Below are 15,707 nucleotides of genomic sequence, written 5' to 3'. Positions count from 1 at the left end.
CCGGCGGGTGCCGCGGCGCGGGGCGGCGGCGTCGATGACCTCGTGGTCGTCCGGTGCTCCGGTGCCGTGGTGCGGTTCACCGTTGCCCGCCTCGACCGGCCCGAGGTAGCTCATCGGGCGTGTCGCGAGGGGTGCGGGGGCAGCGGCACCGGCGTGTCGGTCGGGTCGATCCGGGGGTCGGCGAACGGCGTGTGGCCCATGGGTGAACGCTAGATCGTCACGATCGGTGACACAACGGGCGGGCGGGGGCCGGTTCAACCGTCCCCCGCCCGCCCGTTGTTCAGGCCTTCGGCGGCAGGTCGCGCAGCAGGCAGGTCAGCCGCGCCGTGCAGATCCGGTTGTCCTGCTCGTCGGTGATGACGATCTCGTACGTGGCGGTGGAGCGGCCCCGGTGGACGGGGGTGGCGACGCCGGTCACCGTTCCTTCGCTGACGCCCCTGTGGTGCGTGCAGTTGAGGTCCACGCCCACGGCGAGCTTGGCGCTGCGGCCGTGGAGCATCGCCCCGACGGAGCCGAGGGTTTCGGCGATGACCGCCGAGGCGCCGCCGTGAAGCAGCCCGTACGGCTGGGTGTTGCCCTTGACCGGCATGGTTCCCACGACCCGTTCGGGGCTCGCCTCGACGATCACCAGGCCCATGCGGTCGCCGAGTTGCCCGGCGGAGAAGAGCGCGGGCAGGTCGGTGCCGAGCGCCGCGTACTCGTCGATGATGTCCTGCGGCAGTTTGACGGTGGACTGTTCGTCCATGGGCCCGGCTCCGATCGTCGGCGTGTGGTGTGTGTCCTTCTTCCTTATCAGATGCCTGAGCGGACGCTTAGACCGTGTCGGTGTCGGTGTCCCCGTCCGTACTCTGGGCGACTTCGCGGCGCCCGGTGTGCTCGAAACGTACGACGACGGACTTGCTGGTAGGGGTGTTGCTGGTGTCGGCGGTCGCGTCTAGCGGGACCAGGACGTTGGTCTCGGGGTAGTACGCGGCTGCGCAGCCGCGTGCGGTGGGGTAGTGGACGATCCTGAAACCGGGGGCGCGCCGTTCCACGCCGTCCTTCCACTCACTGACCAGGTCGGTGTACGCGCCGTCGGGGAGGCCGAGTTCGCGGGCGTCGTCGGGGTTGACCATGACGATGCGGCGGCCGTCCTTGATGCCGCGGTAGCGGTCGTCGAGCCCGTAGATCGTGGTGTTGTACTGGTCGTGCGAGCGCATGGTCTGCAACAGCAGGCGCCCTTCGGGCAGTCGGGGGTACTCGACCGGCGCCGCGGTGAAGTTGGCCTTGCCCGTCGCTGTGGGGAAGCTGCGCGTGTCGCGCGGTCCGTGCGGGAGTTCGAAGCCGCCGGGGCGCTTGACGCGCTCGTTGAAGTTCTCGAAGCCGGGGACGACACGCGCGATCCGGTCGCGGATGTTCGCGTAGTCCTTCTCGAAGTCCTCCCAGGGGGTCATCGAGGAGGGGCCGAGGACGGCGCGCGCCATGTTGGTGATGATGGCGGGCTCGGAGAGCAGGTCGGGGCTGGCGGGGGTGAGGTTGCCGCGCGAGGCGTGCACCATGCCCATGGAGTCCTCGACGGTCACGATCTGCTTGACGCCCGCCTGGATGTCCTTGTCGGTGCGGCCGAGGGTGGGCAGGATCAGCGCGCGTACGCCGGTGACCACGTGCGAGCGGTTGAGTTTGGTCGACACGTGCACGGTGAGGCGGGTGCGGCGCATCGCGGCCTCGGTGACCTCGGTGTCGGGGGTGGCCGCGACGAAGTTGCCGCCCATGGCGAAGAAGACCTTGGCGTCGCCGTCGCGCATCGCCTCGATGGTCCGTACGACGTCGTACCCGTGGTGCCGGGGCGAGGTGATGGAGAACTCCCGGTCGAGCGCGTCGAGGAACGCGGGAGCGGGGCGCTCGAAGATCCCCATGGTGCGGTCGCCCTGCACGTTGGAGTGGCCGCGTACGGGGCAGACGCCGGCGCCGGGGCGGCCGATGTTGCCGCGCAGCAGCAGGAAGTTGACGACCTCGCGGATGGTCGGCACGGAGTGCTTGTGCTGGGTGAGGCCCATCGCCCAGCAGACGATGGTGCGTTCGGAGGCGAGGGCCATCTCGGCGGCCTTCTCGATCTCCGCGCGCTCCAGGCCGGTCGCGAGCAGCGTCTCGTCCCAGTCGGCGGCGAGTGCGGCGGCCTTGAAGTCCTCGTAGCCGTGGGTGTGTTCCTCGATGAAGGCGTCGTCGACGGCGCCGGGTGTTTCGAGGACGAGCCTGTTGAGCAGCCGGAAGAGCGCCTGGTCGCCGCCGATGCGGATCTGCAGGAAGAGGTCGGTGAGGGCGGCGCCCTTGACCATGCCGAGGGGTGTCTGCGGGTTCTTGAACCGCTCAAGACCCGCCTCGGGCAGCGGGTTCACCGAGATGATCTTCGCGCCGCCGGCCTTGGCCTTCTCCAGGGCGGAGAGCATCCGGGGGTGGTTGGTGCCCGGGTTCTGGCCGGCGACGATGATCAGGTCGGCCTTGTGCATGTCTTCGAGGGAGACACTGCCCTTGCCGATGCCGATGGTCTCCGAGAGCGCGGAGCCGGACGACTCGTGGCACATGTTGGAGCAGTCCGGCAGGTTGTTCGTACCGAACTCGCGCGCGAAGAGCTGAAGGAGGAACGCGGCTTCGTTGCTGGTGCGTCCCGAGGTGTAGAAGCAGGCCTCGTCGGGGGATTCGAGTGCCTGGAGTTCTTCGGCGATGATCTCGAAGGCGCTGTCCCAGGAGATGGGCTCGTAGCGGTCGGCGCCTTCCGGCAGGTACATCGGGTGGGTGATCCTGCCCTGCTGTCCGAGCCAGTAGCCGCTGCGGCCGAAGAGGTCGGACACCGGGTGTTCTTCGAAGAAGTCGGGGGTCACCCTGCGCAGGGTGGCTTCCTCGGCGACAGCTTTGGCGCCGTTCTCGCAGAATTCGGCGGTGTGCCGGTGGTCGCCCTCGGGCCAGGCACAGCCGGGGCAGTCGAAGCCCTTTTTCTGGTTGAGCTTGAGAAGTGTCCGCGCCGTCCTGCGCACGCCCATCTGCTGGTGGGAGATGAGGAGTGAATGCGCGATGGCGGGGATACCCGCCGCGGCATGTTTGGGGGCCGTTACCCGCGGTGCGTCCTGTGCCGGATCACCTGCTGGCGGCTTACTGGCCATCACGCTCTCCTTGAGCCTAAGCGTCGAGCCTAGTGTCGACTGTCTACAGTATTCAATTCTCTCATGTGGCTACCGCAACGGTACGGCCGGTCCGCGCGTGGCCCGGCACCGGCCGGGGGGTGAGCGGGCGGCCGGGATTGTCAGTGCGACGTGGCAGGATCGGGGATGTGGCTGAGACAGCATCGAAGAAGACCGCAGACATCCGTCCACGCCTGCTCCTCATGGACGGGCACTCCCTTGCGTACCGCGCGTTCTTCGCGCTGCCCGCGGAGAATTTCACGACCGCGACAGGGCAGCCGACCAACGCCATCTACGGCTTCGCGTCGATGCTGGCCAACACGCTGCGCGACGAGGCGCCGACCCACTTCGCCTGCGCTTTTGACGTGTCCCGCAAGACCTGGCGGGCCGAGGAGTTCCCCGAGTACAAGGCGAACCGCACCACCACCCCGGACGAGTTCAAGGGGCAGGTCGAGCTGATCGGCGAGCTGCTGGACGCGATGCACGCGGACCGCTTCGCCGTTGAGGGCTTCGAGGCCGACGACGTCATCGCGACGCTCGCCACCCAGGCCGAGGCGGCCGGTTTCGAGGTGCTCATCGTCACAGGTGACCGGGACTCGTTCCAGCTCGTCAGCGAGCACACCACGGTCCTCTATCCGACCAAGGGTGTGTCCGAACTCACGCGCTTCACCCCGGAGAAGGTCTTCGAGAAGTACGGCCTCACCCCCCAGCAGTACCCGGACTTCGCCGCCCTGCGCGGCGACCCCTCCGACAACCTCCCCGGCATCCCCGGCGTCGGCGAGAAGACGGCGGCGAAGTGGATCAACCAGTTCGGCTCCTTCGACGAGCTGGTCGCGCGCGCCGACGACGTCAAGGGCAAGGTCGGGCAGAACTTCCGCGACCACCTCGAATCGGTGAAGCTCAACCGCAGGCTGACGGAGATGGTGCGCGACGTCGCGCTGCCGAAGCAGCCCCAGGAGCTGGAGCGCGAGCCGTACGACCGTCTCGCGCTGATCGGTGTGCTCGACGTCCTGGAGATCCGCAACCCGAGCCTGCGTGAACGACTGCTCGCCGTCGACCCGGGGGCCGTGGCCGACGAGGCGCCGGAGCCCGCTGCGGGCATCGCGCTCGACGGCGCCGTCCTCGGCACCGGCGAGTTGGCGCCCTGGCTGGCCGAGCACGGCGCGCAGCCGCTCGGCGTCGCTTCTGTCGACACCTGGGCGCTCGGTGTCGGAAATGTCAGCGAGGTCGCGCTCGCCGCCGCTGACGGCGCCGCCGCCTGGTTCGACACGACACAGCTCGACGAGAGCGACGAGCAGGCCTTCGCCGCCTGGCTCGCCGACGCGGGTCGCCCCAAGGTCATGCACAACGCGAAAGCGGCGATGCGCGTCGTACCCGAGCACGGCTGGGAGATCGGCGGCGTCACGATGGACACGGCGCTCGCCGCCTACCTGGTCAAGCCGGGCCGCCGCTCCTTCGCGCTCGACGCCCTCGCCGTCGAATACCTCGGCCGTGAGCTGGCGCCCGCGCCCTCGGCCGACGGACAGCTCGCCTTCGGCGCCGACGACCAGGCCGAGGCGGAGGCGCTGATGGCCCAGGCCCGCGCCATCCTCGACCTCGGCGACGCCTTCACCGAGCGGCTCGGCGAGGTCCGCGCCACCGACCTGCTGTACGACGTGGAGCTGCCCACCTCGGCGCTCCTCGCCAAGCTCGAACGGCACGGCATCGCCGCCGACCGGCCCCATCTGGAGGCCATGGAGGCGCAGTTCGCCGCCGCCGTGCAGCAGGCCGTGAAGGAGGCGCACGCGGCGGTCGGCCACGAGTTCAACCTCGGCTCGCCCAAGCAGCTCCAGGAAGTCCTGTTCGGCGAGCTGAACCTGCCCAAGACCAAGAAGACGAAGACCGGTTACACGACGGACGCCGACGCGCTGGCCTGGCTCGCCGGGCAGACCGAGCACGAACTGCCGGTCATCATGCTGCGCCACCGCGAGCAGGCGAAGCTGCGGGTCACGGTCGAGGGGCTGATCAAGTCGATCGGCGGCGACGGCCGGATCCACACCACCTTCAGCCAGACGGTCGCCGCCACCGGCCGTCTCTCCTCCACCGACCCCAACCTCCAGAACGTGCCGGTGCGCACCGACGAGGGCAGGGCCATCCGGCGCGGCTTTGTCGTCGGCGAGGGCTACGAGTCCCTGATGACGGCGGACTACAGCCAGATCGAACTGCGCGTGATGGCGCACCTCTCCGAGGACGCGGGCCTGATCGAGGCCTTCACGTCGGGCGAGGACCTGCACACCACCGTCGCCTCCCAGGTGTTCGGCGTCGAGCGGGGCGCCGTCGACCCCGAGATGCGCCGCAAGATCAAGGCGATGTCGTACGGACTGGCCTACGGCCTCTCCGCGTTCGGCCTCTCCGCGCAGCTCAACATCGAGGCGGCGGAGGCGCGCGGCCTGATGGACACCTTCTTCGAGCGCTTCGGCGGCGTGCGGGACTACCTCCAGCGAGCGGTGGTGGAGGCCAGGGCGACGGGCTACACGGAGACGATGCTCGGCCGCCGCCGCTACCTGCCCGACCTCAACAGCGACAACCGCCAGCGCCGCGAGATGGCGGAACGGATGGCGCTCAACGCCCCCATCCAGGGCACGGCCGCCGACATCGTCAAGGTCGCCATGCTCAACGTCGACCGGGCGCTGACCGAGGCGGGGCTCACCTCCCGGATGCTCCTCCAGGTCCACGACGAAATCGTCCTGGAGGTCTCCCCGGGCGAACGCGAGGCGCTGGAGGAGGTGCTGCGGCGCGAGATGGCGGGCGCGGTCGAACTGCGCGCACCGCTCGACGTGTCCGTGGGCGTCGGCAGGGACTGGGAGTCGGCGGCGCACTAGGTGCGGCCGGCAGCCCCCGCAGCCCCCCAAGGCCCGGCTGTGACTGGCGCAGTACCCGTACTCGGCCCGCCCGGCCAGGTCGGAGCGGGGTGAAGCCGAACATGGCCCGCATCACTGCCGGCGTGACCAGCTCGGCGTCGGTGAGCTGTGGCGCACCGTCCGAGGATCGGGCCCGACCGGAGGCGGGGGCCGGTGCGTTGGCTCGGGGCGCTCTACCGACGACGCGTCAGTAGCCCTGGCGTACCGCGTGGTTCACGCTCGCGGTCCCCGCCCGCGTGCGTGCGTGCCGGGCGCCGGTCATGCCTGGGCGGATGCGCCCGTGGCCGCCGTGGAGTCGTGGTCCATCGGGGCGGAGATGCCGGCGCCGTCGTAGAGGAGTTGGAGCTGGTGGCCCAGGGTGTCGGGGTCGGCGGCGCCGGCTTCGGCGCCGAGGCGGGTGAAGAGTTCGCGCATCCAGCCGCGGAAGGCGTCCGCCGCTTCCTGGACCAGTCCGCCGGGGGCGGCTTCGGCGCCGGCGCGGATGAAGGCGCAGTCGTGGAAGTCGGGCCGGTCGAACTGCCGCCCCCGGGACTCGAAGATTGCCGGCATCTGCTCGCGGGGCGTGTCGCGCTCCGCGACGGCCCGGGTAAGTGTGAGTGGACCTGTCTGTCCAGTCGCGCATCAGATTGGACAGACAGGTCTCATCAGGCCGAACGGGAGAGGCGAGCGTCACTCGGGGCAGGTTCGCGGGCGCGCGGGCTCATGCGGGCTCCGGGCCTGCGAGGCCGGGCCTACCGCTCCGGCCACCGCCCCCTTGAAATCGATCATCCAGGTACGCCGCGCACCAGGGGCCGTGCTTAATTCCGTGCGCCGCCGGGGGACTCCGGCTACTGTCCCGCCCGTGATCGACGATGACGGGTACTTCGGCGAAGACGTGGCGGAGCACTACGACGGGAGCGGGAGCGACGAGTTCGACCCGGAGGTGATCCGGCGGACGGTGGACTTCCTCGAGGAGCAGGCCGACGGCGGGCGGGTGCTGGAGCTGGCGATCGGCACCGGGCGGATCGCTCTGCCGCTCGCCGAACGCGGGACGCCCGTGCACGGCATCGACCTGTCGCGCGCCATGGTCGCCCGGCTCCGGGCCAAGCCCGGTGGCCAGGACATCCCGGTCGCCATCGGCGACCTCACGTCAACGACGGTGGACGCCGGCGGTGACGGCCAGGGTGACGGCGAATTCGCCCTCGTCTACCTGGTGTTCAACACCGTCATGAACCTCGCCACCCAGGAGGCGCAGGTCGCCTGCTTCCGCAACGCCGCAGCGCACCTCGCCCCCGGCGGGCGGTTCGTGGTGGAGGTCATGGTCCCGGAGCTGCGGAAGATTCCGCACGGGCAGAACATCGTCCCGTTCCACACCGGCCCGGACGGCTGCTCGTACACCGTCTACGACACGGTCACGCAGGACGCTACCTGCCACTACGTCACGGTCACCGAGGACGGCCGGGGCAAGGTCACCTCGACACCGTTCCGCTATGTCTGGCCCGCCGAACTGGACCTGATGGCCCAGTTGGCGGGCATGCGGCTCCAGGAACGCTGGGCCGGCTGGTCGCGCGAGGCGTTCACGCAGGACAGCGTCCGGCACGTCTCGGTGTGGGCGAAGCCCGTAGGCTGACCAGCCCCCGTAGGCTGACCCGCCCCCGTCGCTGTCCGCTCCCGGTTCAGAGCCAGCCGCGGTGGGCCGCCGTCAGGCTGGCCTGGAAGCGGGTGGAGGCGTTCAGGTCGGTCATCAGGCGGTGGATACGGCGCTGCGTGGTGCGTTCGCTCCAACCCTGGGCGCGCGCTATCGCCGCGTCCGTGAGACCGGCCGCCAGGAGGACCAGCAGGGCGCGGGTGTCGGGCCCCGGGGCGGGGGACGGCGGGTTCTCGGGGAGCAGGGGCAGGGCGCGGTCCCATTCGGCTTCGAAGAGGGACTCCAGCGCCACCAGCATCGGCGAGTGGTGGATCAGGTACGCCGCCGACTGCCCGCCGGGCGCCAGACTGAACGGGACGATCGCCCAGCGGTCGTCGCCGATCACCAGCTTGAGCGGCAACTCGTTGCGTACGCGGGCCTGTTCGCCCGCCTGGATGCTCGGCACGATGTCCCCGGCCAGCCGCCCCGGCCACGCCACCGCCTCCCGGTCGTAGATGTTCCGGTGCGTGATGCCCGTGCGCTGCCGCTGGACCTGGGCGTCGAGATTGCTGCCGGGCCGGTCCACGTACGGAGGGCGGTCGAAGGCCCGGACCTGGCGGCGGGCGTCCGCCGTCAGGCGGCGTACGGCGGCGCTGATGTCCTCGCGGTCGGTGAGCAGTTCCACGGCGATGTCCGGCCGGCTGATCCTGGACGCCTCCCGGTGGGTCTCCATCAGCCGGTCGACCAGCGAGCGCGCCTCGCCGAGCCGCTGCTCCCGCTCCTGGATCAACGCGGTGACGGCCACGTCGGGCGAGACCGCGGAGTAGCGCGGCGGCCGGCCCACAGCCCGCGCCGCGAGGCCGTCCCTGACCAGGCCCGAGAGCAGTTTGCCCGCGGTGGAAGCGGACAGGCCGCAGGTGTCGCCGAGTTCGGACGCGGTGCACCTCGGCAGCCCGACCAGAGCCGTGTAGACACGTTCTGTTTCCTCCGTGAGACCGAGGACGTTAAGTTTCATGCCTTCTCAGCCTTCCTCTGGCGGCGGCCCGCCACCTGGCGGAAGTCGGCCATCACCAACGCCTTGCGCCCCATCCGTCGCAGTTGACATCTTCCACGAGCGGTGAGCCTCCGTGTAACCCGCACTCACTCGTTCACAGGAAGGTGCCACCCTCCATGTCGCGTAGCCATCCGCCCGGCAGACGCCTCGGTGTTGTGTCCGTGGCGGTGGTGGCCCTCGTGGCCGCCGCCGTCTCCGTACCGGCCGTCGCCGCACCCGTCGCGGCCCCCGCTGCCGCCGCCCCCTCGGGTCCCGTCACCGCCACCTCTCTCGGCGCCAAGAACGCGGCACCACCCGCGCAGCGAAAGGGTGTTGTACCGGGGCAGGTACTGGTCACGCTCGACGCGGGGACCGACAGCGCCGCCCTGGGCACGAAGCTGCGCGCGACCGGCACCACCTCGCTGCGCCCGCTGTTCACGGGCCAGGAGGCCGCCGCCTCCGGGCTGCCCCGGACGTACCTCGTGAAGACGAAGGAACGCGACTCGGCCGCCGCCGCCCGGCGCATCGAGAAGACGGCGGGTGTCGCGTACGCCGAACCGAACCGCTACGTGAACACCATGAACACCGGCGCCCAGCCGCTGCCCGCCCCCGTGCGGGCGAAGGCGCTGTCCGCCGCGAAGAAGCCCGCGCCCACGGGGGCGAGTTCCGCCGCGATACCCGACAACTACGCCCTCACCTCCTCCGCGCAGGCCCTCCTCAACGCGGGCGGGGTGAACGCCACGGGCGCCTTCGCCACGCTCCAGGGCACGTTCGGGCAGCAGCCCGGCGCCGGGCAGATCATCACCAACGTGTCCATCGGCGATCTCACCGACCAGTCGATGGCCGACGCCGGTGACGGGTACGTGCAGTCCAACGGGCCCACCACCGTGCTGAAGGACGGTCAGCGCTACCTCGACCTGCCGTCGATGCCGCTCATACCGACGTACGTGGCGGCCCCCGACGGCAAGAGCGTGGACGGCGCGGCTTCGACCAAGAACCAGGACCCCGCCCTCGGTGAAGTCCTGCTCGACTTCAGCGTGATGGCCCCGCTGACCCACGACCACCAGCGCCCCGGCATGACCGGCAGCGGCTACAGCGACCTGCTCGGGATCGCCCCCGGCGCCGACTACCGCCTCGTCGTGCCGCAGCAGCCCACGACGGACCAGATCGCGCCCGCTCTGCTCGCCGCCGCGCACCAGTCGCCCCGGCCGGACGTCATCACGGCGAGCCTCGGCTACGGCACCGACGCGCAGGGATTCCCCGGGCGGTACCTGGAGGACGACCCGTACATACGGTCCGTCGTCACCTCGATCGTCAAGCAGGAGGGCATCGTCGTGTCGATCTCCTCCAACGACGGCACCCGCCTCTACACCCCGTCCTCGGTCGGCCCCGACGGCGGCAGCACCGCCACCGACCGGGCGGCGAGCGCCTCTTCCGCCACCTCCATCGACGACGACGCGCTGTCCACCACGCCCAGTGAGGTCCCCGACAGCGGAGCGATAGCCGCCGGCGGCACCACCCTCGACGACACCCTCGCCACCCCCGCCGACGCGCCGCACGCGGGGGCCGCCACCACCGCCGAGACCCGCATCAGCGGCTTCGGCACCTTCTCCTCCGGCTTCGGCAGCCGCATCGACCTCTCAGCGCCCAGCGACAACATCGTCGCCTTCTCCCACGCCACAGGGAGCGCGGCCCAGGACGTGGTCGCTTCGCTCAACGGCGGTACGTCGGCAGCGGCGCCGGAGATCGCCGCAGCCGCCGCCGTGGTCCTCCAGGCCGGTGAGCTGGGCGGCCGGAAGTTCACCCCCGCCCAGGTCCGGGACCTGCTGAAGCGGACCGGCCGCGCCGTGCCGACCCCCGCGCAGATCGACCGTACGCTGCGGGTCGGCCCGCAGATCGACCTCACCGCGGCCACCGAGGACGCCCTCGGCCGCAAGCGGCCCAAGAACGCGGCGCCCGCCCTCGTATGGCTCTCCGTCGCCCACCGCGTCACGAGCGGCGGCCTCGGCGGCTCCTTCCTGGAGACCACCGACCAGAACCGCATCGATCTCGGTGACGCCGCTTCCGGCGGCAACGGCCAGGGGCTCGTGGGCCCGGTCACCTTCGCCGGCGACGTCACCGGGCTGCCGGACGGCGCGCGGACCTCGTACCGGCTGACCGTGGGCAAGAAGACGTTCGCCTCCGACCTGCCGGCGATCCGGCTGACACCCACCCAGTTGCTGTCCGCCGCCGGCCTTCCCGTCGTCTCCACCACGGACCGTACGGTCAAGGTCGGCTACCAGGTCCTGGTCGGCGGAAAGGTGCGCGCCAGCACCGCCCGTACCCTCACCGTCGGTCCCAGCGACGGCCGTTACACGGAGGCTGCCGCACCGCACGCGCCCGCCGTCGTGCGGGAGGGCCGCTCGGTCACCGTCACGTACGACCTCTCCGGCGTCATCACCACCGACGCCCCACAACTGGTCGTCTCGACCGTCGGCCACTGGAACCCGGTGCTCGGACCGATCTTCAGCGCGGCCTGGCACCAGCCGCTCACCGCGACCTCCGGCAGCGTCACCATCCCCGCCGACGCGTTCACCGGCGGGGGCGGGCTCTACGGGATCGGCGTGGTCCAGTCCGGCTTCGGCGGCAGCCCGCAGTTCACGGCGTACGGGGAGTTCGCACCCATCAGGGTGGACGGCGGCTCGGCGGCCGACCGCCCGGCGGCGCCCCTGCTCACCGGCGCGGACGGCAAGCGCGGCCACAGCACGGAGATCACCCGTAGTGCGCCCGCCTTCCAACTGCGCTACGACGTGAGCGGGATCCACGGAGCGCGGTACGCGCAGGCGGAGTTCTCCGCGCCCGCGCCGACGGTGTACGGCTCGCTCAACACGTTCACCAACGCCAACGGAACAACCCTCGACCACAACGGTGTGGACGCGCCCTCCACCACCTCCCGGGTGCTCCCCGCAACTTCGGGCACCGCCCGGCTCGACGCCCTCGCGCTGGGCCTGTCCACCTCCACCCTCTACGGCGTACGGATCCTGGCGCTCGACAGCCACCACCGGGTCGTCGGCCAGGCGTCCCCCGTCTCCACCCTCGGGGTGGACGACGGACCGGCGCCCGACAGCAGTACGGTGCTGACCTTCGCAGCGGCCGGCAAGGACTCCGTCGCCGCGCTGCGTACGGTCTCCGGCGGCACCGAGATCCGGCACTACTCCACCACCACGGGCGTCTACGGTCCCGTGATCGCCTCCGACACCGCCGTGGGTTCGGACTACGAGGTGCTGGGCGTGGCGGCCGCCACGCACCGTGCGCTGCTCGTGCACCAGCCTGTCCCGGGCGGCGACGTCCGGGTCGAGACCTGGAACACCGCCACGGACACCCTGGTCGGCAGTACGACGCTGGCCGCCGACACGTACACCTTCGTGGTCGGACGGGTGGACGCGGCGCGCGGACGTGGCGCGCTGCTGCTCCGCGGCGTCGCCGACAAGGCCGACCTGGTGCTCCCGGTGAATCTCGCCGACGGCACCACCGGCGCGCCGATTCCGGCCGATCCGGAGGGAGTCAGCGCGGGCACGTACAGCCTGCTGGACTTCGAGGCGTCGACCGGCGAGGTCTATCTGGCGAAGGGCGCCGGGCTGTTCCTCTGCCTGGGCGGTGTCACGGTGGCCAAGGTCGATCTGACCACGCGGGCCGTCACCGGCGCCGGTTCGGTCTCCGGGTGCAGCCACGGCTTCGCCTCGGACGGCAAGGGCACGCTCTACAACCTGTCAGCCACCGCCAACAGTACGAAGATCACCCCGACGGCGGTGATCGGCTCGCTGAACGAGGCGACCGGGGAGGCGGCCGGCGACTCGGTTTCGCTGCGGAAGGCCGTGCCGGTCGCGCTGGGGATGGACGGTGAGAACGGTCTCGCCGTGGTGTCGTTCGCCCGGCCCGAGGGGACGCCCTACTTCGGCTCGCAACAGGGGTTCGTACCGGACGACAACGCGACCGCCGAGATGGCGATCGTGGATGTGCGGACGGGCACGATCGTGCGCACCCTGACCGGGTTCAGCACGGCGGACCACGGCGGAAGCCTGGTGCACGGCGGGCTGATGAACGCGATCCAACTGGACCCGGCGACCCGGACGGGCTGGACGTACGGCCCCTACGACAACCAGATCCAGCAGTTCTCCTACTAGGCACCGCCTGAAGGTCCTGCCCGAGGGACCTGCCGGAGGGTCCTGCCCGAAGGTTCTGTCCGATCGGACAGAACCTTCGGGCCGTCCGGATCTGCCCTATGGCGCCGTCCCGGCTGTCCCCATGGCCCGGAAGTGGCGAACTGGTGAATACCGGTCACCGACCGGTGTGTCAGGGCCAGTAGTTGACGTAGGGTCGCCGGAGTCCTCGCGCGGGGAGCGCGAACATCCGAATCCGGGGAGGGACCATACGTATGGCAGCGCGATTCGGCCGTAGGCTTCGCAGAGGAGTCACCACGACGGCGGTGGCGGCGGCAGCCATCGCGGCACTCTCCGCTTCGGGAGGGCCCGGCACCATCCCGCCCCCCGCGGGCGGGGACCAGGCGGCGGACACGACAGCGCAGCCGAAGGACGACACCGCGGTCAGCGGTGACTCCTCGTACCACACGGACCTGCCGCCGCTGAACGCCCCCGACAAGCCCGGCACTTCCATAGGCCTGCCCGCCAACAGCCCCGCCGAGGCCGGCATACCGGCCACGGTCCTCGACGCGTACAAGCGGGCCGAGCAGACCCTCGCCGAGTCGAAGCCCGGCTGCAACCTGCCCTGGCAGTTGCTCGCTGCGATCGGCAAGGTCGAGTCGGGCCAGGCGCGCGGCGGTGACGTCAAGGCCGACGGCACCACCATCACCCCGATCCTCGGACCGGTGCTCAACGGCGTCGGCTTCGCCAACATCTCGGACACCGACGACGGCAAGTACGACAGCGACCCGGTCCACGACCGCGCCGTCGGCCCGATGCAGTTCATCCCCTCCACCTGGGCCACCTGGGGACAGGACGGCAACGGCGACCAGCTCAAGGACCCCAACAACATCTACGACGCCGCTCTCGCCTCAGGCATGTACCTGTGCAGCGGAGACCGGGACCTGTCGGTCACCGACGGACTCCACCAGGCGATCCTCGGCTACAACCACTCCCAGGACTACCTGGACAAGGTCCTGTCGTGGATGGAGTACTACAGCAACGGCGCGCACGAGGTCCCGGACGGCAGCGGCGTGCTGCCCACCACCCCCGGACCCTCGGACCCGAGCCCGAACCCCGGTCCGAACCCCACGCAGAGCACCCCTCCGACGACCAAGCCGAAGCCGCCCAAGGGCAACCCGGGCGGCGGCTCGTCGGGGCCCGACTCCGGTGGCTCGCACCCGTCTGAGCCGTCGAAGCCCGGTGACGGTGACGAACCCGGTGGCGGAAGCAGTACGCCCCCCGACGACCCGGCGCCCCCCGTCGTGCGACACCTGGTGAACGCGGGCCAGCAACTGCTGAGCGCCGTCGCCGGCACGCTGTTCGGCCAGCACGCGGTCGCGCGCGCCGAGGACGCGGACGGCAAGCCCGTCTCCGGAGTCAAGGTGCAGTTCGCCATCGTCGGCGACACGGACGCCACCTTCACCGGGGGAGCGGCCAAGATCACCATGACCACCGGCAAGGACGGTACGGCGAACGCCCCCGCCGTCCAGGCGGGCGAGCGGACCGGCGGCTTCACCGTCCGCGCCACCGTTGACACCAAGGGCGTCAGCGCCCTCGACTACGCGGCGACCGTCACGCCGCGCCAGGCCGACGTGATCGCCAGGACCGACAGCACGGCGCTGACGGCCGTGGCCGGCCAGGAGTTCGCAGCGCCGCTCGGCGTCAAGGCCACCCTCAAGGGCGCGGCAGCGCCGAACGTAGCCGCGACCGCCACCATGGTCACCTCGGACACCGACAGCACCGTGCCAGCCAAGGGGCCCTACTTCAAGGACGCGGCGGGCAACCAGGTCCGCGAGCTGACGGACCTCAAGACCGGCCTCGGCGGAGTCCTCCTGCTCCCGAAGATCTACGCCGACGACACCACGGGCACCTTCCACCTCCTCATCCGTACGGAGGGCGGCGGCAACCTGACCGTCGACCTCACCGTGACGGCGGCGGAGCAGTAGCACCGGGCTCACCTGCCCGTACCGCCCGCACTGCCCGCACTGCCTGTACGACGAACACAGCGGCGCCCCCCGGTCGATCGACCGGGGGGCGCCGCTGTGTGTCGGGCGCTCAGCGCCGGGTGTTCAGACGCCGCGTCGGTTCCGCCGTCGACGGGTCCTCCGGCCACGGGTGGCGCGGGTAGCGGCCGCGCAGCTCGGCCCGTACCGCCTTGTACCCCTCCTGCCAGAAGGACGCCAGGTCGGCGGTGACGGCGGCGGGACGCCCGGCGGGGGACAGCAGATGCACCAGCACGGGCACCCCCGCGACCTCGGGGGTCGCCCGCAGCCCGAACAACTCCTGGAGTTTCACGGCCAGTACGGGCTGCTCGCCGCCGTAATCCACCCGTACCCGCGACCCGCTCGGCACCTCGAAGCGCTCCGGTGCCAGCGTGTCGAGCCGCCCCGCCTCGCCGGTCGACCACGGGAGCAGCCGCCGCAGCGCCTGCCCCGCCTCGATCCTGCGGAGGTCCGACGCCCGCCTGGCCCTGGACAGTTCGGGCTCCAGCCAGTCGTCGGCGCGCTCCAGCAGCGCCGCGTCCGTGACGTCGGGCCAGCCGCCGCCCAGCACCCGGTGCAGGAAGCCGATCCGCTCCCGCAGCCCCTGGGTGTCCCTGGTCCAGCGCAGCAGCCCCAGTCCTTCGCGCCGCAGCCCGTCGAGCAGCGCCGCCCGCACCAGCTCCGGATCGGGTTTGCGCAGCGGGCGCGACGCCAGCTCGACGGCGCCGAGCCGCTCCACGGTCCGCGCGACGACGTCGCCGTCCTCCCAGCGGACCTCCTCGCCCGAGGAGCGCAGGTGCCCGGCTGCCGCCCGCGCCGTGTCCTCGTCGATGACGGCGGCGAGCCGGAT

General features: G+C 71.2%; 9 protein-coding genes. 4 read left to right on the top strand and 5 right to left on the bottom strand.

Annotation, left to right across the window (positions count from 1 at the left end; genetic code table 11):
* Nucleotides 1–280: 280 nt before the first annotated feature.
* Complete coding sequence (locus QR77_RS08325) at nt 281–745, bottom strand: hotdog fold thioesterase (protein WP_040020654.1); 465 nt, start codon at nt 743–745, stop codon at nt 281–283.
* Nucleotides 746–812: 67 nt separating this feature from the next.
* Nucleotides 813–3,137, bottom strand: coding sequence for an FdhF/YdeP family oxidoreductase (locus QR77_RS08320; protein ID WP_040020653.1), 2,325 nt, complete (start codon nt 3,135–3,137; stop codon nt 813–815).
* A 167-nt stretch (nt 3,138–3,304) separates the two neighbouring features.
* On the opposite strand from QR77_RS08320, the gene polA reads away from it, so the two are divergent.
* The gene (polA, locus tag QR77_RS08315) at nt 3,305–6,016 is read left to right on the top strand and encodes a DNA polymerase I (RefSeq protein WP_040020651.1); all 2,712 of its coding nucleotides are present in this window, start codon (nt 3,305–3,307) and stop codon (nt 6,014–6,016) included.
* Nucleotides 6,017–6,313: 297 nt separating this feature from the next.
* Here the strand turns inward: polA and QR77_RS08310 are convergent, their stop codons facing one another.
* Complete coding sequence (locus QR77_RS08310; protein ID WP_201778795.1) at nt 6,314–6,604, bottom strand: hypothetical protein; 291 nt, start codon at nt 6,602–6,604, stop codon at nt 6,314–6,316.
* A gap of 292 nt (nt 6,605–6,896) precedes the next feature.
* Here QR77_RS08310 and QR77_RS08305 point away from each other — a divergent pair, with 292 nt between their 5' ends.
* Nucleotides 6,897–7,664 carry a class I SAM-dependent methyltransferase gene (locus tag QR77_RS08305; RefSeq protein WP_040020650.1) on the top strand — a complete coding sequence of 256 codons (768 nt, stop codon included), beginning with the start codon at nt 6,897–6,899 and terminating at the stop codon, nt 7,662–7,664.
* Nucleotides 7,665–7,710: 46 nt separating this feature from the next.
* On the opposite strand, the gene QR77_RS08300 is transcribed toward QR77_RS08305, so the two are convergent.
* Nucleotides 7,711–8,676, bottom strand: coding sequence for a helix-turn-helix domain-containing protein (locus QR77_RS08300; RefSeq protein ID WP_040027532.1), 966 nt, complete (start codon nt 8,674–8,676; stop codon nt 7,711–7,713).
* Between the two features lie 155 nt (nt 8,677–8,831).
* Between QR77_RS08300 and QR77_RS08295 the strand changes: the two genes are divergently transcribed.
* Nucleotides 8,832–12,857: a S8 family serine peptidase gene (locus QR77_RS08295; protein WP_052488607.1), complete on the top strand. Its 4,026-nt coding sequence runs from the start codon at nt 8,832–8,834 to the stop codon at nt 12,855–12,857.
* A 251-nt stretch (nt 12,858–13,108) separates the two neighbouring features.
* Nucleotides 13,109–14,821 carry a lytic transglycosylase gene (locus QR77_RS08290; RefSeq protein ID WP_040020649.1) on the top strand — a complete coding sequence of 571 codons (1,713 nt, stop codon included), beginning with the start codon at nt 13,109–13,111 and terminating at the stop codon, nt 14,819–14,821.
* Between the two features lie 109 nt (nt 14,822–14,930).
* Here the strand turns inward: QR77_RS08290 and QR77_RS08285 are convergent.
* Nucleotides 14,931–15,707, bottom strand: a 777-nt coding sequence (locus QR77_RS08285; protein ID WP_040020647.1) for an ATP-dependent helicase C-terminal domain-containing protein, incomplete at its 5' end; no start/stop codon positions are given.

Source organism: Streptomyces sp. 150FB (genome assembly GCF_000818195.1).
In the GTDB taxonomy this organism is placed as follows: Bacteria; Actinomycetota; Actinomycetes; order Streptomycetales; family Streptomycetaceae; genus Streptomyces.
Note: the sequence above shows the minus strand (reverse complement) of the source record. Positions and strands in the feature narration are given on the sequence as shown.